Annotated in this window: 16 protein-coding genes; 8 read left to right on the top strand and 8 right to left on the bottom strand. The window is 53.5% G+C overall.

Going from position 1 to position 24858, the window contains the following annotated elements; translation table 11 throughout:
- Positions 1–19 precede the first annotated feature (19 nt).
- The gene (locus tag STSP2_RS01545; protein WP_146659202.1) at positions 20–1849 is read right to left on the bottom strand and encodes a COG1470 family protein; all 1830 of its coding nucleotides are present in this window, start codon (positions 1847–1849) and stop codon (positions 20–22) included.
- 570 nt (positions 1850–2419) lie between these two features.
- Between STSP2_RS01545 and STSP2_RS01540 the strand changes: the two genes are divergently transcribed.
- The 3 genes from STSP2_RS01540 (at position 2420) to STSP2_RS01530 (ending at position 6172) form a co-directional block, all read left to right on the top strand.
- The gene (locus tag STSP2_RS01540; RefSeq protein ID WP_169852899.1) at positions 2420–3958 is read left to right on the top strand and encodes a GLUG motif-containing protein; all 1539 of its coding nucleotides are present in this window, start codon (positions 2420–2422) and stop codon (positions 3956–3958) included.
- Between the two features lie 333 nt (positions 3959–4291).
- Entirely contained in the window at positions 4292–5098 is an 807-nt protein-coding gene (locus STSP2_RS01535) for a tetratricopeptide repeat protein (RefSeq protein WP_146659198.1), read from the top strand.
- A 6-nt stretch (positions 5099–5104) separates the two neighbouring features.
- A complete protein-coding gene (locus STSP2_RS01530; RefSeq protein WP_146659196.1) occupies positions 5105–6172 on the top strand; it encodes an RluA family pseudouridine synthase in 1068 nt (355 codons plus the stop codon).
- A gap of 80 nt (positions 6173–6252) precedes the next feature.
- Here STSP2_RS01530 and STSP2_RS01525 read toward each other — a convergent pair whose 3' ends face one another.
- From STSP2_RS01525 to STSP2_RS01510, 4 genes are all read right to left on the bottom strand, one after another.
- The gene (locus tag STSP2_RS01525) at positions 6253–10485 is read right to left on the bottom strand and encodes a PAS domain S-box protein (protein WP_146659195.1); all 4233 of its coding nucleotides are present in this window, start codon (positions 10483–10485) and stop codon (positions 6253–6255) included.
- Positions 10486–10632: 147 nt separating this feature from the next.
- A complete protein-coding gene (locus STSP2_RS01520) occupies positions 10633–11499 on the bottom strand; it encodes an HAD hydrolase family protein (RefSeq protein ID WP_146659193.1) in 867 nt (288 codons plus the stop codon).
- Positions 11500–11592: 93 nt separating this feature from the next.
- Positions 11593–12279, bottom strand: a complete 687-nt coding sequence (locus STSP2_RS01515; protein WP_169852898.1) for a potassium channel family protein — start codon at positions 12277–12279, stop codon at positions 11593–11595.
- Between the two features lie 264 nt (positions 12280–12543).
- On the bottom strand, positions 12544–14355 hold the full coding sequence (locus STSP2_RS01510; protein WP_146659189.1) for a TrkH family potassium uptake protein: 1812 nt from the start codon (positions 14353–14355) through the stop codon (positions 12544–12546).
- A gap of 171 nt (positions 14356–14526) precedes the next feature.
- Between STSP2_RS01510 and STSP2_RS01505 the strand changes: the two genes are divergently transcribed.
- The 3 genes from STSP2_RS01505 to STSP2_RS01495 are packed head-to-tail and all read left to right on the top strand — an operon-like array spanning position 14527 to position 15600.
- The gene (locus tag STSP2_RS01505) at positions 14527–14790 is read left to right on the top strand and encodes a hypothetical protein (RefSeq protein WP_146659187.1); all 264 of its coding nucleotides are present in this window, start codon (positions 14527–14529) and stop codon (positions 14788–14790) included.
- Entirely contained in the window at positions 14756–15034 is a 279-nt protein-coding gene (locus STSP2_RS01500; protein WP_146659185.1) for a hypothetical protein, read from the top strand. The genes STSP2_RS01505 and STSP2_RS01500 overlap by 35 nt, the downstream gene beginning before the upstream one ends.
- Positions 15035–15066: 32 nt before the next feature.
- On the top strand, positions 15067–15600 hold the full coding sequence (locus tag STSP2_RS01495; RefSeq protein WP_146659183.1) for a hypothetical protein: 534 nt from the start codon (positions 15067–15069) through the stop codon (positions 15598–15600).
- Positions 15601–15614: 14 nt separating this feature from the next.
- On the opposite strand, the gene STSP2_RS01490 is transcribed toward STSP2_RS01495, so the two are convergent.
- Both STSP2_RS01490 and STSP2_RS01485 read right to left on the bottom strand, forming a co-directional pair.
- Positions 15615–16592 carry a metallophosphoesterase gene (locus STSP2_RS01490; RefSeq protein WP_146663961.1) on the bottom strand — a complete coding sequence of 326 codons (978 nt, stop codon included), beginning with the start codon at positions 16590–16592 and terminating at the stop codon, positions 15615–15617.
- A 202-nt stretch (positions 16593–16794) separates the two neighbouring features.
- Complete coding sequence (locus STSP2_RS01485) at positions 16795–17943, bottom strand: hypothetical protein (RefSeq protein WP_146659182.1); 1149 nt, start codon at positions 17941–17943, stop codon at positions 16795–16797.
- 329 nt (positions 17944–18272) lie between these two features.
- Between STSP2_RS01485 and STSP2_RS01480 the strand changes: the two genes are divergently transcribed.
- Complete coding sequence (locus tag STSP2_RS01480; protein ID WP_146659180.1) at positions 18273–19091, top strand: coiled-coil domain-containing protein; 819 nt, start codon at positions 18273–18275, stop codon at positions 19089–19091.
- A 643-nt stretch (positions 19092–19734) separates the two neighbouring features.
- On the top strand, positions 19735–24336 hold the full coding sequence (locus STSP2_RS01475; RefSeq protein ID WP_169852897.1) for an Ig-like domain-containing protein: 4602 nt from the start codon (positions 19735–19737) through the stop codon (positions 24334–24336).
- Between the two features lie 72 nt (positions 24337–24408).
- Here STSP2_RS01475 and STSP2_RS01470 read toward each other — a convergent pair whose 3' ends face one another.
- Complete coding sequence (locus STSP2_RS01470; protein ID WP_146659176.1) at positions 24409–24609, bottom strand: hypothetical protein; 201 nt, start codon at positions 24607–24609, stop codon at positions 24409–24411.
- Between the last annotated feature and the right edge of the window lie 249 nt (positions 24610–24858).

The raw sequence follows: 24858 nt of genomic DNA, 5'->3' as shown, positions 1-24858 counted from the left end.
ATTATATTTCGTTAAGTGACTATGGTTTTTCGACGGTTATCTTGAGCTGTGCCTTGTTCGCTATGATGTTGTCGATGGGTGCTTCGGTTTCGATCCAGTGGTTTTGCGGGCGAACCTGTGCGGTACGCTTCGGGTCGGCTAGCAGCGATGCCTTCGTCGCTGGGAGGAAGGGCAGCTCGTTATTTTCGATGACGATGCCGCCCGGACGGAGGGGCATGACCGCGTATATCTTATTGCGTTTTATTTCGAGTGAGTTTCTGAGCGCGGAGACGAGGCTGGTGACATCGGAGGCGATGAATTTGTGCGGCTGGAGTTTGCGGATCAGCTTGAGGTATTCGTTGGATCCTGCGACGGTTACCTGGTATGTGCCGGGCCGGGTGTTTTCGGGGATGGTCAGTTCGAGGGAGTGTGTCTTGTAGGGTGCCAGGTATGGTTTTGTGACTGCGGTGATGGTCACTGTCTGGCCGGGCTTTACGGATTCGTCGGAGACGCTGACCTGTTCGATGGCGGCGCGGATGTTGCGGGGCTTGATGGTGAGCTTGACGTCTATGCTGTCGATCTCGACGGGGTCGAACTGGTTGGCCATGAGCATTGCGACGGACGAGCTTGCTTCGTTGAGTGCTGAGTAGAGGCCCGTACCAGAGGAGGTGTTGGCGAACTCGATGGGGTCGAAGCCCTGCGCGTCGATGTTCGCGGAGTAGGTTATGAAGTTTTCCTGGGGGAGCGGGCCCCGCATGGTGGCTGCACCTGCGACGGCGGCCTGTACCATGAGAGGGGTGTAAGATCTGTTGGAGACAACCTGGCAGTTGTAGGTTCGGATCTGGTCGTCGTTGAAGCGGTCGATGGTTATGTTCAGCGGAATGGTTTTTGCGGTCGCATCGATCTCACCGTAGACAGCGTTGGATTCGTCGGCGCGGATGGCTCCTTTGACGTTGCCTGCAGTTGCGAGTTTGAACGAGCCGCCGACGTCGGACGCTACGACGGTGTGGACGTAGCCGTTGGCCATGGGCATGTCGACGGGACCTGCGCCGTCCATCTGGTGGCCGAAACCGTAGACCTTATTGCCGACTACTTCGGTGACCGTGCCTGTTGCGGAGAGGTCGATGTCGCCGCTGACGAGCGGGATGACGAGCACGGAGCCGGGGGCGAAGTCGACCTGTTCGACTTGTGCGGTCTGCATGGCGGTTGAGAGGGATATGGGGGTGCGCATGGGCCGGAGTCCGAGGGCGTTGAACTGGGGTGTGAGCTTATCGCAGACCCGGGCGGGAAGTGATGTGATCATAGGGCTGAGCATGCCGGAGTCGGCGGCGGCCTGTGCGCGGTTGATCATTGATTCGGTTATGGTTTTGCCGATGGCGTCGAGGTCGATGGGCTGGGAAAGGTCGACGCTGTTGATCCAGGGGGCATCGGGGAAGTGGTCGGCGGCGGTCGGTTCGTATTCGCCGACTTCGAGCATTTCGGCGATGGGCGTCACGAGGTAGAGTGGGTCCTTGCAGATGTCCCAGCCGGCGGAGAGTGCGCCGGCCATTCGGCCGTCGATGTATACGGGTGAGCCTGAGCAGCCGTGGACGGAGCCGTCATGGATGAACTGCGGATCGGTGCCCTTTACGAGGATGCGGTCCTGGCCGGGGTTGTGGTTTTTGATGACGGAGATTATTTCGACTGGGAATTTTTCTACTTCTGTGCCGCGGAGGACGGTGAGGCAGTATGCGTCCATATCTGTGGATATCTCGTCGACGGTGATGTATTTGCTGGAGTCGAGAGCGAGAGCCGGGGCGGTCATGACGGCGCAAACAACTGCTATAAAAAGGGTTATGATGATATGGTTTTTAAGATTCCGTTTTTTCATTGTTACAGCGTCCTATTTAATAAGGCGAATAATAGTCTTGCTTCGGCAGGGGTTTGCTGGGAGGCAACGTCAATCCGGTAGTCAATAGTACGTATGCGTTCGCACCCGCTTAGAGTGCCACACTCTGCGAACACCTCTATTATCGATTATTTCGGCGTTATAATGAACGCCTGTTGAAGATTTTAGTATTTTGGCGAGGGAATTGCAAGGGGGCGGAGTTTTGTTGCAGGTGTTAGGTGGATTCGCGGCTTGGCCGCCATTTGAGGTGCTAGACGGATGACGGACACTTGGCGAGAGGTTATACTGGCCATAAATCAGAAGGAGTGTTCGCATGGCAAAACAGCACAGATACAGTAAGGAATTTAAGTTGCAGGCGGCTCGGCTGGGGAGATGAATTTTAGGGTTTTGTTAAGGGTCCGGAATGGAGGTATGGTGGTTTTTGGGGCTGGGTTTGGCGGAAAAATCTTGATTCGTCGAGTCGTTTTATTTATAATGACCTATCTTTATTTTGTGCGGCAAGGAGGCTTTGGGAGCAATTCGTTACTAATTTTTGATATCAAGAGGGTGATCATGAAAGATACCAGGTTTTTTCTGTGTTCGGTCTGCGCGGTTTTTGTTTTTGTTTGCGGTTCGGTATTTGGGGCTGGTGGAGTTCTGCCGGGGGATGGCAGTGAGGGCAATCCATATGTGATCGAGGATATTGCGGATTTTAACGAATTTGCGGATCCTGCCAATTCTGCGGTTTACTGGGCGGGAGGTGTGCATACGCAGCTTGGGTGTGATATCGATCTTTCGGGGTTGAGTTACAGTCAGGCGGTTATTGGGCCCGATACGGATATTACGAGCATTAATTTTCAGGGTACGGCTTACAGCGGCTCTTTTGACGGGTGCGGGTTCGAGGTGGCTGGGCTGACGATCGATGATGACAATGTCGGCGAGTCGTTCGTAGGGCTGTTTGGGTATGTAGACGGCGGGACGGTTGAGAATGTGGGTGTTGTTGACTGTTCGATAAGTGTGGGGGTGGACGGGGGGACTGCGAATCACAGTGTGCAGTCGGCCGGTGCGGTTTGCGGAGGGGTGTACAACGGTACGGTCAGCAATTGCTATTCGACTGGGGTTATCATGGTGGATGTGAGCAGCAGCGGACGGGTGGATATATTCAGCATTGGCGGGGTGGTTGGAAGTTTCTGGGGGACGATGAGCGGGAGCTGGTCGGAATGTGCGATCACTTGTACGGGAAGCAGCAGTTCGTATGCGAATCTTGATAGGATTGGTGGATTAGTCGGGCATGCTGAGGGATGGCTGAGCGATTGTTATGCTACGGGTGCCATTGAGGTGAATATCGTCAAGGGCGGGACGGGGTCCTATATCAATTATTATCTTCATCAGATCGGCGGACTGATCGGTAAGAATTATGACGGGACGATCGAGAGGTGTTATGCGTCGGGTGATGTGAGCGCTGCAGCGGAATGCTATTCGTATGCGGTAACGCACGCTATCGGCGGACTGGTCGGGTACAACACGGGTCATACGAGTGACAGTTACAGCGTGGGGAACGTTACTGCGAGTGCGGCCGGTGATTCGAGGTACGGAAGCAGTTATCGAGTCGGCGGGCTGATGGGCAGTAACCAGTCAGAAGTCGTAAACTGCTATGCGGCGGGCGGAGTTTCGGCGAGTGCTACGGGGTCCATTAACAATATTAAAGAGGTAGGCGGGCTGTGCGGATTGAACAACGGCAGCTTTTCGGCATGCTTCTGGGATACGGAAGTGAGCGGGATGGTGACGAGCGCGGGCGGGACGGGTAAGACGACCGCGGAGATGAGCAGTGAAACGATGTACGTTTCGGCTGGATGGGATTTTGATGATACGGACGGGTCGGCGGACTGGCGCATGGGCAGTACGTATCCGATGCTGATCTGGGAGGAAGTGAATGTGGTCGATTTGGAAGAGCTTGCGTTGCTGGCGGAGTACTGGGGGATGAGCGGATGTGCGGTCGGTGAAGCGTGCGCGGAAGTGGATTGGTACGTTGACGGGGCGATCGATATTCTGGATATGTGTCAGTTGGCGGGCAGTTGGCTTGGTGCGGAGGTGAGTGTTTCGGGAAGTTGATGTTGAGCAGAGTGAGATGATGGCGGCGACGGTGGTGGGTCGCCGCTTGACTTCAATGGTGCATGTGTTTGTGGTCGGGCCGTTTTAGACGCTTGGTGAGTGCGGCTGGGAACGCATTATTTTGGTTTTGGGTCAATTTTGGGACTTAGAATATCTAATGTGGGGCGGATTTATCCGGCTTGCGGGGTGGTTTTTGGGGTTGTATGGCAATAAATGCTTTGCATGTGCGGGGATGGTCGTGTATATTCGGAGTTTCTCGTGAATGTCCGTGGGGATTGGCTGCGGGCGTTTTTGATACAGGAAAACAGACAGATTGACAATATGAGGTGAGTAATGGACTCTGAACATCGTCATGAATTGCGTGAGAACGAGCTGGCGAAATTTCTGAAGAATCTGCCGGATTATATACGTGAACACTGGGCGGCGATAGTCGGCTGGGCGTGTATTATAGCTGCTATTCTGCTGTGGAGCCCGATCCGAGAGTGGCGGGCGAGCAAGCAGTATCAGCAGATGAGCGAGGTTACGGACGTTATTAAGCGTGTCGAGCAGGAGAAGGGTACTGCTGCGATGGCTGAGGACGGCGAGGCGGCGATAATGAGCGTTGGCGAGCTGGAGGAGCTTGGCCGGTCGACTGACAATGCGAAGCTTGGGGCGCTGGCGCTTTGCAAGAGTGCCGAGGCGCTGCGGGCGGACGTGCATTACGGTGATCTGAGTAGGGAAGAGGTCCTGGAAGAGACTGCGCGGGCGAAGAAGCTGTATGAAGACGCTTTGAAGCGGGCGAAGGATGATCCTGTGATGACGGGTATGGCGAAGTTCGGTATCGGGCTGTGCGCTGAAGAGGTCGGCAATTACGAAGAGGCTGAGCAGGTTTATAACGAGATCGTGTCGAACGAGGAATTTGCTGCGACGGTCTATCCGAGGCAGGCAGAGATGCGGTTGATGTTCATGCAAGATTACAAGACGGAGTTTACCTTCGAAGAGGTTGTTGAGGAAGAGGCTGCTGAGGAAGATGGTGCGGCTGTTGAGGGGGCTGAGCAGGGAAGTGTTTTCGAAGAAGCTGCCAGTGAAGGTGAGGCTCTGGAGCAGGTCGAAGTTGATCCGTCCGTGGAGACAGAGGGCGTGGAAGCTGAGAGCAAGTAGATCGGGATGAGCAGTAAGAAGAGGGAAGAAAAGCTTCGCGCCAACGATCAGGCAGGTCAGGATGGGAACGGGGGCGATGACGAAGACGGTGAGGACGAGGATGAGCTTGCCGGCGAGGAGCTTCGGTTCAAGGTGGGGACGAATCTGAAGTACCGCCGGCTGGATAAGTATCTGGGGGGGCGGTTCAGCCAGTTCAGCAGGACTAAGCTGCAGAAGCTGATCAAGGAGCAGGGCGTCAATGTTAACGGGCGGCCCGCCAAGCCAAGTTACAAACTCAATCCGAAGGACGAGATCGATCTTATACTGCCGCCGAAAGAGGTGCGCGAGCTTATTCCTGAAGATATTCCGATCAACGTCATTTATGAAGATGACGAAATGATCGTGGTGAACAAGCAGGCGGGGCTGATCGTGCATCCGGCGAGGGGGTATAAGAGCGGGACGCTGGTGAACGGGCTTGTGTACTATTTTCAGAATCAGCTTTCGAGTGTGGATGAGGACTATCGGCCGGGGATCGTGCATCGGCTGGACAGGAACACGACGGGCGTGATGGTGGTGGCGAAGAACGATACGGCGCACTGGAAGCTGTCGAGACAGTTTCAGGAGCGGACGACGAAAAAGTTTTATATTACAGTGGTGCATGGGAGTCCGGAGCTGGATGCGGACATGATAAATGCGCCGATCGGTGTGCATCCGCATGTGCGTGAGAAGATGGCGGTGCGGCCGGGGGGGAAGGAAGCGATATCATTTTATGAGGTGCTGGAGCGGTTCCGAGGGTATTCGCTGCTGAAGATGGGGCTGAAGACGGGGCGGACGCATCAGTTGCGTGTGCATCTGGCGTATTTGAAGCATCCTATCGTGGCGGATGATATGTACGGGGGGAAGGTGGTGTATCCGTGGCAGTTGGAGGATCGGGAGGCTGCGCCGGAGGAGCCGGTGATGGGGCGGGTGGCGCTGCATGCGTGGAAGCTGTTTATCAAGCATCCGGTGAGTGATGAGGAGATGGAGTTTACGGCTGATCCGCCGGAGGATATGCAGCGGTTCCTTGATGAGTTGCGGAAGTATCGGGCGGAGTGAGGTTTTGTTCGAAGCGGTTTAGAAACAGCATGCAGATCATGTGCGTGACGGAGTGCATGCAATGCGGTGGTGGTGGGTGATCAGATGTTTTGCGCGGCGGGGAGGGAGACGTAGAATTTCGAGCCTTTTTCGGGTTTGGAGTGCACCCATATCTTGCCGCGGTTCATTTCGACGAGTCTTTCGACGATGGTGAGGCCGAGTCCTTCGCCTGTGACGGGTCCGGTCGGTTCGAGGCGGTGGAAGACCTGGAAGATGCGTTTCTGGTGTTCTGGTGCGATTCCGAGGCCGTTGTCTTTTACGGTATATACGATGCGCTGGTTACTTTTGCATTGTTTTATCTCGATGCGCAGGGGGCATTTGGGATCGCGATATTTAATTGCGTTGTCGATGAGATTGGCGAATATGCGTGTGACGTGATTTTTGTCGGCATAGCATGGGGGCAGGTCCTGGACGCGGACCTCGGCATTTGCTTGATGGATCTGGGGTTTCATGCTGTCGACGATGTCGTGTATGAGCCGGTTCATGTCGAGGTGTTGGGGGGTTGGAGTTTCGCGGCCTATTCGGCAGAATTGGGAGAGGCCCTTTACGAGCATATCCATTCGTTCGACGTTCTTGGTTATGAAGTCGAGTGAGGTGGGAATGTCTTCGATGAGGATAGGTGCGAGTACTTTTTTGGTTTGAGGCGGGATCTCAATTTGTTTTAATGTTTCATTGAGCTGTCGGCATGACGACTGGAGTTCGCTGGCGAAGCCGTGGATGTTTACGAGGGGTGATCGCAGGTCATGGGAGGAGACGTAGAGGACGTTTTCGAGTTCGCGGTTAAGAGCTGCGAGGGAATTGAGGAGGTTTTCGCGTTCGTGTTCTGCTACTATCCGCTGCACTTCGGCTGAGGCTCTTGCGGCAAAAACCCTGAGGATGTCCTGGTAATATTCCGGTTTGTCAAGCGGGCTGCAGCCGATGGCGGTGAGAAGTCCGAGGACATGGCCCTGGTAGTCCTGAAGCGGGAAGCCGAGGTAGGATTCAGCTTTCATTTCTTTGAGCAGTTTGTCCTTTGGATAGATATGCTGTATATGTTCGGGATAGACGCAGGTCTTGCCTCTAATGACGTTTGCACATGGGGTATATTTTAAGGTATATTCGATGTTTTTATCAAGCTTTCCAAAGTGATAATTAGCTCTGGTAGATATATGATCATTGCCGGGTTTTACCAGATCGCCGACGAAGACGTGGTCGAAGCCTGTAGCCTCTGCGAGCTGTTCAACGAGTGTATTGAAGAAGTTTTCACCTGTTGTTTTCGCGGTGGCTTCAACTACGGCCCTGAACATAGTGTTCTTTTCTTTTAGTTCGTTTTCGGCGGTTTTTCTGCGGGTGATGTCGCGGACGATTGCCTGGAGGCAGGGCTGGTTATCGATGTCGAGTCGATTCAGTGTTACTTCGGCGTCGAAAAGAGTGCCGTCGTATTTTTTGTGCTTCCATTCGAAGAACTGCTGTTTGCCTGCGAGAGCGGCGTCCATTTTTTGGATAGCCTTGGTTTTTGAGTCGGTGCCGTCGGGCTGGTTTTCGGGTGAGAAGTAAAAGGGCGGTTTTTGCAGGAGTTGTGCTTTTGTGCATGCGAAGACTTCGAGGGCCTTGTCATTGCAGTCGAAGAAGTTGTAGTCTTTGAGGATCAGCAGTGCGTCGCCGGCGGCTTCGAACAGCGTTTTGTATTTTTGCTGACTGGCGAGGAGCTGACGTTCTGCTTTTTTTCTTTCTGTGATGTCTTCGGCAAATATGGCCACCATAACGACCTGGCCAGCGTCGTTTTTGACGGGGAACATGTGTGCGGAGAAATCTGTATCGTTGCGTGTGTCTTCCTGCTGTTGCGGTATGCCGGTTTTAATGACGGCTTCGAAGTATCTCCTGCGTTTTTGGGCGAGGGATTTTTCGAAGAGCGAGAAGATCGGGACGCCTATAAGTTGCTGGGGTGTTCGTCCGAGTCTGCGTGCGCCGGTTTTGTTTATCATGAGGATGTGTGTATCGGTGTCGCAGAGGATGAGGGTTTCGAGTGTGGAGTCGAGGAGAGCTCTTGCGGTTTGTTCGCTTTCGCGGAGTGCGAGTTCGGCGCGGGCGTGTTCCTTGATCTCTTCCTGGAGCTGTAAATTGGTATTTCTAAGGTCGGCGGTTTGCTGGTCGACGAGTCTTGCGAGATTGTCGCGGTGTTGTCGGAGTTCTTCTTCCATCTGTTTTCGTTCGGAGATATCGGCAGCAATTACCGCGATCGCCAGAGGCTGATCCTTATTGTTACGGATGAGGAAGTAATTGTTGATGGTGCTAATAATACCTTCCGGGCTGAGCAGTTGCATTTCACCGTACCATTGTCCCCTGGTCCAGAGGGCGGGCATGATCTCGTCATTAAGGAGCGATATCGTATGATCGGGTAAGAACATGCTGAACTGTTTGCCTTGAACTTCCTCCAGATCAGCGCCGATCATTTTGGCCATAGCGTCGTTGAACCAAGTGATTCTACAGTCAAGGTCCGACATTCCGATGGCCTGGCCTGAGGCCTGTGCAAAGCTTTTGAAGATGATGAGTTGGTTTTCGGCTTCTTTTCGGTCGTGGATGTCGGTGATCAAGCCAGTTCGTCTGAGCGGCTTTCCTTCGGGTGTGCGTTCGACGGTTCGGCCTCTTGCCAGCACCCACCTGTATTGGCCTGTCGCGGTCATAATTCGGTATTCTTGTTCGTAGCTGCGTTCTAGGTTTCTCAATTGCTCGGCTGCTTCGCCCAGAATCCGCTCACGGTCATCAGGATGAATCAGGGTGTGCCAGGTCTTGACTGTTACTTTCATTTCCGGCAGCCCAAGATAGTGTTGCAGTGTTTGATCAAAGGTAAATATGCCTTCGGGAACGTTCCAGTTCCATAGCATCATTCCGCTGGCCTCGGTAGCGAGTTCGAGGCTTCTTTCGCTTTGGCGGAGCTGTGCGGTTCTTTGTTCGACGCGTTTTTCGAGATCTCGGCGGGCTAGTTCCAGTTCGAGCTCGGTATTTTTCTGTTTTGTTATGTCACGGAAAAACCAGGCCCGGCCCGCCTTGCCTTTCAGCGGGGTAACCACAGTTTCAATGATCCTGCCGTCCTTGAATTCCATAAGGTCATTGTATGTTCCATCGGATTTTTTCATTTCATGCAGCCGAGCGCTCCATTTGTTCGGATTTTTGAGCTTTGGGAGTCCAAATTCTACGGCTGCTTCGCTATTGTCTCTTTCGAGCAGATTTTGAGGTATTGACCACATCTGTGCGAATCTGTTGTTGTAATGCAGGATTTTGTTGTTTTCGTCAACTACGATAACAGCTTCGGTTGTGGAGTTGAAAGCGGCATCGAGTACGGCACGGCTCTGGTCGAGGTTTTTTTGTGTCTCGGTTCTTTCGAAGGTTACTGAGGTTATTATGAGTGTTGCGAGTGTGCATGTCAGGACGAAGACCTGGAAGGCGAGGGCGGACTGGTATGACATCAGTTCGGGTGCGATGAATGGGCCGGTTCCGTCGCTGGTCAGGTATGCACCTGTGAGGGCGACGGCAAGAAGGAGGGTTATCGACCAGCGGGGATGGAAGCGGAGAGCGGCCCAGATGAGCAGGAGGAGGATCACGTAGGGATATTCGAGGATGGACCTCAATTCGGGGGTGACGGTGGTGAAGATATAGAGGCAGGCGAAGAAGGTGGTGAAAATGATGACTATGAGTTCTATTATTTTTGCTGCGTTTCTGTCGAAGGGGCCAATATTTTTGTAGGAATGGGTCCAGGCGACGATGGCGGAGGCGATCATGATGTCGCCGAGAGCGTTGGAGAGCCACCATATCTGGTAGCCGTATAGGAAGGGTATTTCGGGGGAGCGTGTGTGGTGTGCGACGGCTCCGATGAGGGAGAATAGGCCCTCTACCAGGAAGACCGCGATTATGAGTGCGAGGGCGTGGGTCAGTCTGTGGAAATTGAAGTCGGAGTATGAGAGGCCGAACCTTATTATGGAGGCTATGGCTAACGGTGCGAGTAAGTCGGCAGTGCTTGCATATAAGGCGAAGGAGACATCTTCGTATGCGAAGGACGTGCTGAAGCTCATCAGAGCGTAGATGAGCATGACTTTTATCCAGGTTCGTGTGGAAGTGATGAGGAGCACGCCGAGGATGAGGCCGTTAGTGAGCCAGATGTTGCTGAGTGAGCCCGGCTGGAGGTATATGACGTTTCCGAAGATGTGGGTGACTAGTATTCCCAGAACGAGAATGCCGAGCAGGGGGAGTTGGCGCAAGAGGCTCGGTACTGGTTTGAGGCGTCTCGTATCTGCCATTTGGCCTGACTCCCGAGGCTTAAGCCGTTGGTATAACTAGATTCCAGCTCAGCTTTCATTCTATCATAATGCTTAGGGCGTGCAACATTCGTAATTGGTTTGCAGGGAGAATAAACGCCGGGTAGAGGCTATCATTTGCCGGAAGGATCAGAAGTTGAGGTTTGTTTCCTGGTTGATGAACTTTATCACGGCGTCATCTGAGTTAGGGCCTATTACCTGCGTTGCGAGGGATTTTATCTGGTCGGTGGCGTTTTCGACGGCGACGGCGCGGGGGGCTGTGCGGAACATGTTCGCATCGTTGAGGTTGTCGCCGAAGACGGTCAGTTGTGCGGGGTCGAGGTTTGCGTATTCGAGGAGTTCGGGGATGGCGCGGGATTTGCAAGCGGTTTTGTCGTGAATTGTGAGCCAGTGCCAAGGCGGGGAGTAAGGGTTTTCGAAAAAGTGCATTTCGAGGCGGTTTTTGTATTCGTCGAGGAGGTGCTGGGCGAGGTTGCGGAGCTGGGGGCCGGTGTTTATGACGGTCAGGCCGACTACGTGTTCGGTGAAGCAGGACTGGAGGCGGTCGGTTTGCTGGAGTCTGTGGTCACGGGCCTTGTGGCGGTTTTCGTAGTACCAGAGCATGCCGTCGTTTGCGATGGTGTCGTAGTAGAGATGGTCGGCGTCGCCTGTGGTAGTGGTGAGGAAGGGGCGGCAGTTGTAGCGGAGGATGAGGCGGTATATGTCCTGGACGAGGTCGGTGGGCATCTGGTTTATGACGAGGTGTCGGCCTGTGGCGAATTCGGTGATGAATGCGCCGTTAATTTCGATGACGGGCAGGGAGAGGGGGAGATCTTTCATTATATAGCGGATGGAGCTTGCGGCGCGGGCGCTTGCTACTGTGAAGTTTACGCCTGCGCGGAGGAGTTTGCGGAGGGTGTCGCGTGCGTAGTTGGAGAGGGAGGCGTCGTCGCGGAGGAGCGTACCGTCGAGGTCGGAGATGTAAACGGGGGCTGATTTTTGTTTGTCTGCGGTCATATTATTCGGGGACGTAGAATAGTTTGTTTCGACCTTTTACGCGGGAGGTGCGGTTTGAGTTTGGGTAAAAGTTTGTATTCGGGCGGAAGGGTGTCATTCCTGGGGGAGTTTTGCGAGGTCTGATTCTGAGCCTGCGACCATGAGGGTGTCGCCCGGTTTTACGATGGTATCGGGTAGGGGGACGTTTATTATGGAAGATTTTTCCGGCTTTTTGGCGGTTTCATCTTCGCTGCGTTTGATGGCGACGAGGTTTACGTTGTATTTCTGTCGGAGCTGGAGGTCCATGATGGATTTGCCCTGGAAGCTCGGGGGTGCGTCGACGCTGGCCATGGAGTAGCCGGGCGCGAAGTCGATCTTTTCGCCGATGTGGGGGGCGAGGAGGCGATATGCCCATCGCTGGGCGGTTTCGATCTCGGGGTATACGACTTCGTTGGCGCCGACGGCGGTGAATACCTGGCCAGCGGTTAGGGTTTGGGCACGGGCGATGATCTGGGGTACGCCGAGGTTTTTGAGGTTTACGACGGTGAGGACGGCGGATTCGAATGCTTTGCCGCTTTCGGCCATGCCTACGATGGCGGTGTCACATTTGTTGATGCCCTGGGCCCTGAGAGCGTCTTCGTCGGTGGAGTCGAGGCGTACGGCGTGCGAGACCTGGTCCTGGATCGTGTCAATGATGTTGCGTTCCTTGTCGATGGCGATCACTTCGGCGCCGCTCATTGCGAGGGATACGGCGAGTTTGCTGCCAAAGCGGCCTAGTCCTATGACTGCGTAGCGTTTCATATTAGAGGTTTTTCCCGTTTGGACGCGGTTGTTAAAGAAATAATTATACATGCTCGGGGCGGATTTGCCAGTGGTTTTATGGGTGTGTTTTTTTTGTCACCACGTGATAATACGGGGGCGGCGGGGCGGGGAGCTTGTAAGGAGTCGCTTCGCGACGGCTTTATTATGCTGGGTCCCGTATCGGGGTACGGGATGACAATACTTTGTCACCACTCGCTGGTTGATAGTAAAGTGGCTTGGTACGAGCTGGTGGGTTGGGTGGATTTAGCCGACTATAACCGGTTCTGTGGGGTAGTTGTAGCGTCTTGGGCGGATGTTGAAGGTCATTGCGGTGAGGAGGGTGAGTGGGCCTAGGCGGCCTATGAGCATCAGGGCGATGATGATCCATTTTCCGGCGGTGGAGAGGTCCGCTGTGATGCCGGTGGAGAGGCCCACGGTGCCGAGTGCGGAGGCGGCTTCGAAGTTGATGTCGCTTTGTGTGAAGGTGGAGTGGCTTTCGGTTATGGAGAGGGCGAGGACGGCGGTGATCAGGACGATGGCGAAGACCATTGTGACGGTGATGGCTCGGCCGATGATGGTGATGCTGATGGAGCGTTTGAATATTTCGACTTCGCTGCGTTTGCGGAAGTTTGCGTAGAGGACGCCGAGGAGGAGGGCGAAGGTGACGGTTTTGATTCCGCCTGCTGTGGAGCCGGGTGAGCCGCCGATGAGCATGAGGATGATGAGGGTTGTTTTGCTTGCGGGGGTGAGGTTGGCGATGTCTACGGTGTTGAAGCCTGCGGTGCGGGCGGTTACGGACTGGAAGAGTGCGGATAGGGTTTTGGGCAGGAGTGAGTGCGGGGCGTCGGGTGCGAGTGCATGGGTGTGGGATTGGGGGCCGTTGTTTTCGAGGACGAGGATGAGGACGGCGCCTGCGATGATGAGGGCGAGGCTGGTGGTGAGGACGATCTTTGTCTGGAGGCTTATTCGTTTTGGGAGCTGGGAGCGGAACATGTTGTTGGGTTCGCGTATGCGGAGGTAGAGGTGTTTTATTCTGTCGGCGGCGACGTCGAATATGTTGTAGAGGACGGTGAAGCCGAGGCCGCCGAGGATGATAAGCGGGGCGATGACGAGGTGGACGGCGGGGTTGTTGGCGTATGGGATGAGCGAGGTTCGGCTGAGTGAGAAGCCGGCGTTGCAGAATGCGCTGATCGAGTGGAAGATGCTGTAGAACCATTGCTGGTGGATGTTTTCGTTATGGCCGGGGACTGGCTGCCAGAGGTGGAAGAGCGAGGCTGCGCCGATTGCTTCGATGATGAGGGTGAAGGCGAAGATGAATGCGATGATGTTGCCGATGCGGCCGAGTGTTTGTGCGTTGAGCAGGTCGCGCATTGCGACGGATTCTCGGACGGTGAGTGCCTGGCCTAGGAGGAGGGCGATGACTGCGCCGAAGATGACGATGCCCAGGCCGCCCAGTTGGATGAGGGTGAGGATGGTGATCTGGCCCATGAGGGTGAAGTCGGAGCCTGTGTCCTTGACGATGAGGCCTGTGACGCAGGTGGCGCTGGTCGCGGTGAAGACGGAGTCGGTGAAGGACATTTCGGCGGAGTTGTATGAACGGGGGAGCATGAGGATGCCTGCGCCGGCGAGGATGAGGATGACGAAGATCGCAATGAGTGCGATGGTGGGGTTTTTGCCGGAGGAGGCGACGTTGACGGAGCCGCGGCAGGCCTTTGCGATGACCTGGCAGACGAGGTAGATGCTCAGGGCGAGGGTGCGGACGTGGTTGGGATTTTCGAGGGCGAACCAGCGGCCCGCGCCGAGGACTGCGATGAGCAGGGCGACGAGGAGGGGGACCTCGAAGAAATTGGCGCGGAGGTATTCGCGTTTTGAGGCTGCGTTGTGGAGGCGGAGGATTTTTTCGGTGAGGAAGGCGAGCAAGGCCGTGATGTGGATTATGTTGACGATGCGGGTGGGGATCATGGGCTCGCGGAAGCCGTAGTGCAGCACGAAGGACGCGACGACGGCTGCGGCCGTGACGGCGGTGAGGGCGATGAGGGCCCATTCGAGCGTTTTGTTTTTGTAGGTTATTTTCATGGTGGTTCAGGGGTGAATTTTAGCTTATTTGCGTGAAATGGCTAGGGAAATTTTGTTGTGGATGTCGCGTCAGTCTAGTAAGCAGGTCGAAATTGTATTGCAATGTGGGAGTTTGTGCGTAAAATGTCAATTGTTGTAAGTCGAGCTAGATTTGGGGTCTTGGGAGAGCTTATGATCGATAACAAGAAACGCTGGGCAAAGATGCGGAAGATGGGCAAGCGGAAGTTTGTATTGGTGTATGGTGTTCTTTTTTGGGGGCTTCTCGGCGGCTTGATATACAGCCTTGATTGGAAGACTTTTACATTTGATTCGGTTGGTGATGTCGTGAGGGGCGTGATCATTTTTACGATATGTGGAGCTCTCTTTGGTTTGTTATTATGGTTGCAGGCGGAAAGTCGTTATGGGGAAGAAAGAGATGAGGGAGAAGGGCGGTGATATGCGCAGAAGATTTACAAGTGGTCGCTGGGCAAAGACTAGGGAGATGGGCAAGCGGAAGTTTGTACTTGTTTACGGCGTTTTTTTCTTTGGGCTGTTATCAGCTTTGTTGTCCAGTCTGATCATGAAGTTGTCAATGCCCGTGACTGTTGTGCAGATCATAATAAATCTGATCGTGTTTCCGGTATGCGGGGTTTTCTGGGGAGCCTGGATGTGGCGGGTAAATGAGAAGCGGTGGAAGTGAGCTGAATAGCGAAATTGAAAGGTATTAATACAATGAAAGCAATTCGGTATCGATTGGTTATTATGGGGCTAGTGTTTTTGGGTTTTACCTTTTTCTGTGGGTGTGATCCGTCTGCGGCGTGTTACGTGGTGGTCGAAGCGAATGATTTGCAGGACAGCTCTGCGGCTGCTCTTCTGAGCGAGGCGGAAATCGACAGAGCGATTGAGATCGTTGATAAAATTATGCAGAGTCGTGAGGATATGCAAGTTCCACAATGGTATATTGAGCAAAAGCCTGAGGGTGGCAGGTGGGATAATATGTTTCGCGTTTACGGGGCTAGAAAAGGGGCTTCTTTGGAGCGGGTCGTTTTTTACTTATACAAGGAAAGAGAGGGGTCGCTGCTATGCTTCGAGGCGTTTGAGTTTGGGGGTGTGCGAAATAATCCACGGGCGTTGGAATTACAACAGACGGTTTATAATCGATTTGTAAATGAATTCGGAGAGAGACGCGTTTGGTCTTGTGTTAGTAGTTGGGAGGACGGTGACGACTGTTCACGTTTGTACAGATTAAGAGATAAGGATGATTGAGTTTACTGAATTTTTCAGGTGAGGGTTCTGTTTGAGATTTTTGGGGTGGATCTTTTTGTGTTTGCGTTTGGGTGGTTGAGATCGGCTGGGGTTGGTGGGATGAACTCGGTTGTTTTGCCTTCGATGCGGATGGAGTGGTCGGGGTGGATGGTTACGAAGGCGTAGATGCTTTCGCGGTATGGGGCGGTATAGCTGATGTAGGGGTATTCTTTTTCGATCTCGGGGGAGAAGCGTTTTGCCTGGTAGCTGCCGCCGAGCCACTGGTATGAGGTGGAGTTGATGTTTACGTAGTGGATGCCGTTGATGGTTTCGACGTAGTCGGCGTGTTCGTGGCCGTTGAACGAGGCGAGGATCTTTCGTTTTGGTTTGTTGGCGAGTTCCAGGATGGCGCGTAGTTCGGCGGCGTTTTCGATGTGGTCATCTGAGGCGTTGAGGCTCTGGTGTGAGAAGGTGATGGTGGGCAGGTTTGTGGCGGCGAGGTCACGGGCGAGCCAGTCTTGCTGTTCGGGGCCGATGTAGCGTGGGTAGCCTGGTGCGCGGTTTGGTTTTATGTCGTTGCCGTCCAGGACGACGAAGTGGACGCCGTTGCAGTCGAAGGAGTAGTATTTTGCGGGGGAGTTCCAGAAAGCGAGGGTTTGTTCTCGGGTGAATCCGCCGTCGGTGTCGTGGTTGCCAAGGACGTGGTAGGCGGGGCCCTGGAATGAGTGGTAAATGTCGAGGAATTTTTTGTTCTTGTCGTAGGGTCGGCAGAAGTCGCCGAGCTGTATGACGAAGTCGACGTTGCGTTTGTTGGCTTCGGTTATGAATTCGGCTAGATGCTGGTCGGCGTCGGGGACGAGATCCTTGTGGACGTCGGCGCATATGCCGAAGCTTACGGCAGGCGTATTCGGCCTGGTGAGTGTCCGGCTGGTGCAGCCTGGGAGGGCGGATGCTAGAACGCCTGCGGCGGTGGTTCGGAGGAACGTTCTACGGGTTATGTTTTTGTAATGCATGCGGAGGCCCTTTCGGCTGAGTTCATTTGTGAATCATTTTATCCTGAGAAAAGTTTGAATTCAAAGTTTTTGTAGCCAACCTTTGCGCAAAAGTTGGGACCGCCTTGCGGGGGCGGTCCCTTTTGGAGAGGTTTGCGGTGTTTTAGAAGTCTGGGTTAGTTTTTGGTGACTTCGGCAGACCGCTGGTCAGACTGTTTGTTTATTAGTAGCGTGGTGGTGCTGGGTAGTTGCGGTTGGGCTGGTAGTATGGTCCTCGGGGCGGCTGGGGGTAGTCGTAGTTGTCGAATCGCTGCATCTGTCGGCGTCTGAACTGCTGTAGGCGCGGGGCCTGGGGGCCGTACTGCTGGCCGAAGCCCTGCTGTCGGCGGAACTGTCTGCCCTGCTGCTGTCCGCTGAAACCTCGTCCGTAGCCGCGTTGTCCGCCGAAGTCCTGACCGCGTCCGAAACCGCGCTGCTGACGGAACTGTCTGCCTTGTCCGTAGGGGCGTTGTCCACGGAAACCCTGCTGCTGTGGGAAGCCTCTGTCTTGTCGGAACTGCTGTCTTTGGCCGAAACCGCGTTGCTGTTGAAAGCGTGGGGCGAACCGGCCTTGGGGTCGATCAAGCTGCGGTGCCTGGTCGCCGTGGAAGGGGCGGCCTTGTCGCTGCATACGGCGCTGGGGGCGGTCCATATTCCGGCAGTCGGGGCAGTCGCAGTCCTGCTGGTGCATGCGCTGTCGACGGCGCTGCTGTGGTTTTGCGTCCATTTTGCGGGTGGTGTCTTTGTCGGCTTTGATGTCACGTTGTTTGCTGCCAGGCTGGTCCTTCTGTGCGTTCTTGTATCGCTGCATTTGTTTGCGGTACCGTTGGACCTTTTTCCGGCATTCTTTGCAGAGTTCGGGTCGTTCGGGTGCACCTTGTTTCATTTGTTTTCTGGGTTGGGGTTTATCTTTGGGTGTGTCTTTCTGTGCCTGGGCATGGCGGCGCTGTCCTTGGCGGGCGGGTGCTAACTGGTCATCTCCTGCAGGGCCGGGTCGGCCTTGTCTCATGCGGCGCTGTGGCTGGTCGCCGGTTGGGCGGTCCTGACGGCCTTGACGCATGCGTTGGTGGCGCTGTTGTACCTTTTGCTTACATGCGGTGCAGAGTTCGGGGCGTTCGACATTGTGGCCTGCGTTGAGCTGGCGGCGGTACCGCTGAACCTTCTGACGGCACTGTTCGCAAAGCATTTGTCCCTGTTGGCCCTGCTGACGCATCATGCCCTGGCGGCGGCCTTGGCCTCGGCGGGCCGGGTCGGGTTGGTCGGGCGCTGCGTAGCTTTGTGCTGCGGCGGCGATGATGAGTACGATTGCTGTGATGACGGTTTTCTTTAACATTTTGAGGCTCCCTTCGATTTAAGATTACTGATGGCTGTTTCACGGGTGTAGACGGAGGGGGCGGGAGGTTTATTGCGGGCTAGTTAGAAAAATTGGGAAGGGTTGAGGGGCGAGTTTGGGCGTTTGGATGGCATACCAGTGCTGGCAGCCGGATTTTTTTGTAAAAATGAGGGGTTTTGGCTGCCAATTTTAAAGGGGTTTTGCGGGAATGTCCGATAAAGTTTGCGAGGCGTTGCGAATTTTGGGGGTTGTTCGCAGGGTGAGAATTGGGATCTGCCGGCAGGTCGGCGGGTTCCCGCGGTAACTTTTGGGAAAAGAAAGGTTTTGAAATGAGAATTTTGAAGAGCGTACTTGTACTGGCAGTGGCGATGAGCATTTTCGGTTGTGAGAACAAAGAACTGGTCATGTGTCAGGAGAAAAATGAGACACTTTTGAGTGACGTTGAGAGTCTGGAAGCCAAGGTCGCAGCGCAGAAAGAGCAGTTTGCCGAGGCTAAGCAGAAATGGGACGAGGCTCAGACGAAGGCTATGAAGGCCATCCAGACGATGATGCAGAAGCAGCAGGCGAAGAGTGAAGAAATGCAGGCGAAGCTCAACGCGGCCAAGACCGATGCAAAGCAGTGGCGGATAAAGGCTCAGGAGGCTCAGCAGGAAGCAGCGAAGGCTGATCAGAAGCTGGAAGAGACCAAGGTGATGGTCAGGGAAGTCGGTAAGAAGATGAAAGAGGAGCTCGGCGGACTGGAGGAGAAGCTGGCGTCGGCGGAGAATGCAAAGACCGAGCTTGCGGCGGAGGTCAACGAGCTGGAGAGCAGTAACGCGACGTTGGAAAAGCAGGTTGAGGAACTGAAGAGTGCGAATGAGGCGCTGAAGAAGGAGATCGAGGCGCTCAAGGCTCAGATGGAGAAGGCTAATGCGGCGGCGGAGTCCGAGCAGGCCGCGAGTGCGAAAGAGATTAATGCTCTGGAGGCGAAGATCAAGCAACTGAATGCGGCTTCACAGGCTGAGCAGGTTGCGAGCACCAAAAAGATAACTGAGCTTAAGACGGCGAACGAGGCATTGAAAGAGCAGTTGAATAAGCTGGAGGGGCGTATAGAGAAGATGAATGCTTCGGCTGAGGATGAGAAGGTTGAGGCGGAAGCGACCGCCTAAGCGTAACAGTTTGAAAAATCAGAGCCCGGTCGATGGTTTTCGGCCGGGCTTTTTTTGTGCGAATCTTTTGAGTTGATGAGCTGTTTAAGGCTCTTTTGGTATTGCAGTTTGCAGATTGGGGCGGTGCGGTTTTTGATAATTTTTGCAAAATCTAAGCTTTTTGAAGGTTAATTACCCATGTTGATCTCCTAACAGGTTATAGAGCATGATGCCGGAGAGGAACGGGGGGAGTGAAGACCTGTTTTGGGAGCAAAGAGGATGGCATATTTCAGGGTGCTTGCAAGAGGAGGCAATTCGGGCGAGGAGTGCGGCTCGCTTCCTGGTTTCCTCATATTCAAATTCAGCCGTCAAGCCTGCGCATGATCTGTCTTTAGGAGGCATGAGTGTTTGTGCGTGGGCGTATTGTTTGAATTTGAATCATTCAACTGTTTTCGCGGCAACTAATATCTTTTTCATGACGGTTGGATAGGCTAATAGTTTTTGGTTCAGGCGTATCCAATTGCAGCGCATGAGGTGTGCGATTGCATGTTGGGGTATCCGGTTGTGCGGAGGCGGTTTGTAAGGGCAGTAAATTCCACATATGCGTTGAAGGTATTTACGCCAGAAAGATATGAAACCAGCGGATTTTGAAAGAGAGAAATTTATGGACATGAAACAGCGAAAAGCAGGTTCGATGCTGATCGTCTGCGCGTGCCTGGTGTTGGCATGTGTATTTCTGGTTGATCCGGCTCAGGCTATTCTGCCGGACAATCTAACGGTTAACGTCGGTGATGTGACGGGTGATGGACAAAGTGACAACGCGGTACTGACAAAACGTTCGCTTCGTGCGCCCGGCTATCGTGTGTGGTCTTATGACGGGTTGAATTACACACAGGTGGCTGTGCCGGAGGTCAGGACCTATCGCGGATACATAGATTCTGATACGGACGTTATGGTGAACGCATGGGTCGATGAGAACAATTTGATCGACATAAATCTTAATGAGGGACGTCATCATACAGCCAGACTGACGGACCTTTCAGTGGATCTGAGCGGTCCGGACGGAACTGCTGATCCGGGTACCGGCAATGTCGAGGTCACGCGATCTGTGGACCGTGTTTCCCCGACCGCGTCTGGATATGTGATCCCGAAATACACGATGAGCAAGCTGCGTGTAGGGGTGGATATTTGCAATGATATGTATGTAGCCAAGGGCAGCAGTATCGCGGCAGCGGTTGGTCTATGTGAGCAGCGGATCAATGATACAGATTACTTCTATGCCCGAGATATGGGATTGGCATGGGAGATCACGGAAGTCGTAGTGCGCGTAGGCGGTGACCCCCCAAGCTGGAAGGATTTCTGGGCAGGCAATGACGGTATCACGCCGTACAATTTCAATACTAAGCTGAGGTTCAAGGCACCCGGTGGGGGCGGATCGGCAGGCAGGGTTTATTCGGCCACGGTTGATTTTCCGAATTCGCATTCGGCGACGCTGGGATCTACATCACCCTATTCTCGATCGCTGGGACATGAAGTTGCACACGGGCTTGGTGTGGGTCACTACTCTGACGTCAATGATACAATGAGCGGTTCAGAATCCGCTCTTGGTGTCGGTACGATCCAGAAATGTATCGAGGAGCTTCATCTGGCATCCGAGGTTTCCGCACCGGAGATCATATACGGAGCTGAATTGGCACCGTACGCAATGTGGGACGCGGCGAATACGACTCAGGATCAGTCTGTGACAGTTGATCTGTTCGAGAATGATTATGATGGTAACGGTGACAGTATCAGCTTGACGTACGTAGACAGTGTTTCAGATGAAGGAGGGACGATCTCTGTAGTCTCAGGCGGCACAGTGACTTATACGCCTCCTGCAAGCTATTTGGGTGTTGATCGTTTCCGTTATCATGTTTCGGACAGCGGCGGTTTGACGAATCGTACCGGCGTAGCGAAGATATATGTGCGCAATAGTGATCTGGCGACTCATCTGATCCTCGATGAAACTGACGGCATGACTGCACATGACTTTGGACCCTATCAGGCCGACGGAATTCTCGGAGGCGACACAACACCATTCTCAACAGGTTCTCAGACCGGTGTTATTGGTTATGCGCTTGAAAATCTTGTTGATTCATCGAAGAATGCTTACGTGCAGGTAGATGTCGGCGATCCTTTAACGGACAGTCTCAGTGCGTCCTGCTGGGTCAAATTCAATACGGCGCCTCTCTCTGATGCTGCGATCCTGAGTAAGGGTGGAGCAGTGATCCGCGGACGTGTAGATAATATTCGTGGAGGCTGGGCCATAAGCGTGGATGACGGGAAGTTCTATTTTGCGTGTAAGCTTCAGACTGATTCGGAATATGAGGGGCATCTGGCGGATCTGAAAGCCACTTCGAATGTGCAGACAGGTGTATGGTACCATCTTGCTATGACGATGGATAGGCAGAACAATCTGCTGCGAGCATGGATAAACAACTCCGAGGTCACTAATACAATCGCCGGGACAACAATACCTGATGGTCTGATCGAAAACTACTATCCATTGACGCTGTTCAATTGCAGTCGCGATGATGCATCACTTGCCTGTGTTTTGGACGATGTGAGAATCTATAACAAGGTTTTGACTCCGAGTGAGGTTTCATCTCTTTACGCAGCCAGTGATGAAATACCTGCCGGTGCTCCTAATCCGGCAAGCGGTATAACTGAATGGCTGGTTGGTGCTGAACAGAGCTGGATGCCCGGCAAGCCAAGTGATTATCCTGAATTTGATGTTTACCTTGGCACGAGCGAGTCAGCGGTGACAAACGCGACGACGGTGTCGGCAGAGTATATCGGTCGCCAAACAGCTACGACTTTGACGCCTTCTACTTCACCGGGCACGACTTACTACTGGCGCATTGATGAGGTCAAGGCTGACAGTACGGTGATTCCTGGGTACGTCTGGAACTTCAGTACTACTAATCAGAATCTGTTCAGTCCTGTGCTTATCAATCCCAGCATGGAAGATGAGGTCGTAGAACCTGCAAATAGCGTTAATGACATTGAGGGCTGGTATGACGGAGACAGCTACACTGCAACATTGTGGGAAGGAGATCCGGAAGTTCCTGCGACACCATATGGAGATAACTGGGCTCAGCTCGGCAATGATAAATGGGCCTATCAGCAGATCGGGTATTATGCTGAGAATCAGACGCTTGATGTAAGCGGTCTGATCGGCAACAAGGCCAACGCAACTTACCGGGGTATCTATGTCGATATTTATGTTGGCGGTGATCCGCTTGGTGCGGCGGACAATACGATGCTTTCTACGATCGGTGCTGTCCAGATAACTACCTCGGGGTTGATCAAGCCTTCGATTGCAGAGCTTGAGACTTCGGAGTTCAATGTGCAGCTTAGCACGGGTATCGGGTATACTGTTGGTGCTCCGATGTGGCTTGAAATCCGTCAGGAAGGTGCGGCAGGCAAGGGCCTGTTTGACAACATAGAGATCATTGATCCGGATGCAAACCAGCCACCCGCATTTGACAGTGATCCTATAACCAAGTCAGATGCTACGGAGTATCAAGCTTACAGCAGTTCCATCGCCAACGATGCGAGTGATCCGGAGAACGATACGCTGACGTTCAGCAAGGTAAGTGGTCCGCTTTGGCTCACAGTTGCTGGCGACGGGACATTGTCTGGGACGCCGGACTATCCGGATACGGGCCAGAACATCTGGACAGTTCGTGTAACTGATTCTGAAGGCGGTATAGATGATGCTCAGCTTGAGATTAACGTGATTAACACCAATGACGCTCCTAATGCCATAGATGATGAGGTAAGTACGACTCAGGACACAGAAGTTGTCATTGGCGTGCTTGTCAACGATGATGACTATGACAATGATCCGTTGACCATCGATTCGTTTACGCAGGGAAGTGACGGAACGGTAACGGATAATCTTGACGGTACTTTAACTTATACTCCGGATGCTGGGTTCTATGGTACGGACAGCTTTACTTATACTGTTACGGATGGCAATGGCGGTTATGGTACTGCCACTGTCGATGTGACGGTAAATGAAGTAGTTCCTTTCTTGCACTGGGCCTTTGATGAGGGAACCGGTAGTACTGCGGGTGACAGCTCGGGTAATGGTAATGACGGCAGTATCTCAGGTGCGACATGGACAACTCAGGGACGTGATGGCGATGCACTTGTATTCGATGGTGTGCAGAACAATGTGCTATTGTCGCTGACGGAATCTACGTGGAGCGAATTCAGTGTTGCGTTCTGGGCTCGCACTGATACTGTTTCGCAGGACCTGTACAGCGGTTTGTTCAATAACAACAGCAGCGGCAATGATTTCCAGATCGATCTTTCCGGAGGTTCTCCCAGCAGCTATCGGTACAGCGGCACGACTATGACGACAGTCAGTACTGAATGGATTCATCTTGCTGTTACATTTGACGGCGCCGGTTCGCGAATGTTCGTAAACGGCTCATTTATTGGCACACAGCCCGATTTGACTAACGTGTTCGGTCAGATCCAGGTTGGTGTAAACCGTAATGGTCAGAACGGCTTTGCGGGCGTTATTGATGATGTGCTTGTTTATGAAGCCGCGTTGAGCGATCAGGCGATAGCTGATCTGTACAATTCTTATCCGCCTTTGACGGATACGACCGCACCGGCGGCGCCGACTGGTCTTGATGCGACGGCTGGTGACGGTTCGGTTGATCTTGACTGGGCTGATAACAGCGAAGGCGATCTGGCGAGCTATACCGTTTATCGTAGCACTACAAGCGGCAGCGGCTACTCCGCGATAGCACAGGGCGTTTCAAACAGCAACTACACTGACAACACTGTGACCAACGACACAACTTACTACTATGTCGTGACGGCGGTTGACACGTCCAGCAATGAGTCGAATACGTCGAGCGAGGTTTCTGCTACGCCGCAGAGTCAGACGACCGAGATGTATGTCAACTCGATCGTGATGGGTTCTCGGAACGCAGGGCCCAACTACTGGGGTCAGGCAACGGTTCACATCAAGGACGACACGGGTGCGAACGTAAGCGGCGCGACTGTTTACGGCACATGGTCGGGTGCGTACAGCGGCAGTGTGAGCGGTACGACGGCAGCGGACGGCACTTTGTTCTTCGAGACGGCCGACAAGGTCAAGAACGGCGGAACGTTTACGTTCACCGTGACGGACGTGACGGTCAGCGGCAAGACTTACAATGCAACGCTGAATGTTGAGACCTCGGATTCTATCACTGTGCCTTAGTTGACATAACGTTAGTTCATGAAGGCTAACAAAGGATGCAAGGGCGTGGCGATTTCGGTCGTCACGCCTTTTTTAGTTGAATGTGGGGCCGAGGGTGTAGAAGTTTGTCATTACCGCGAGAGCTACGTCGCCTGGGGAAACGTCTCGGCCACGGCGTGAGAGTTCATCGGCGGCGATCTTTCGGGTTGGAGGGCTGCCGAATGCGATCATAAGCAGGAGGACCTCGTCGTTTTCGTGCAGCACGTTGTCTGAGGTGAAGCGTGAAGATTTCATGATCGATCTCCTAACAGGCTTATCAATGAGTTTTTTTTGATGGGTAAATTTTTGCATAATTGTGTTAATCCAGTGTTGAGGAGAAGTTAGATATTCGTGAGGTTAAAGAAATTCAAAAAATTAAAAGAATGGGTTTACTGATGGGTCTAAGTGTGTATAATTGCTTATCGAGTGGAGAGTAGGGGTTGGCCCTATTTTTCGCGAGGAGAGGGAAAGTAGTGAGAGTGTGAGATGCATGTCTTTGCAAAG

Source organism: Anaerohalosphaera lusitana (assembly GCF_002007645.1).
GTDB classification, from domain to species: domain Bacteria; phylum Planctomycetota; class Phycisphaerae; order Sedimentisphaerales; family Anaerohalosphaeraceae; genus Anaerohalosphaera; species Anaerohalosphaera lusitana.
Note: the sequence above shows the minus strand (reverse complement) of the source record. Positions and strands in the feature narration are given on the sequence as shown.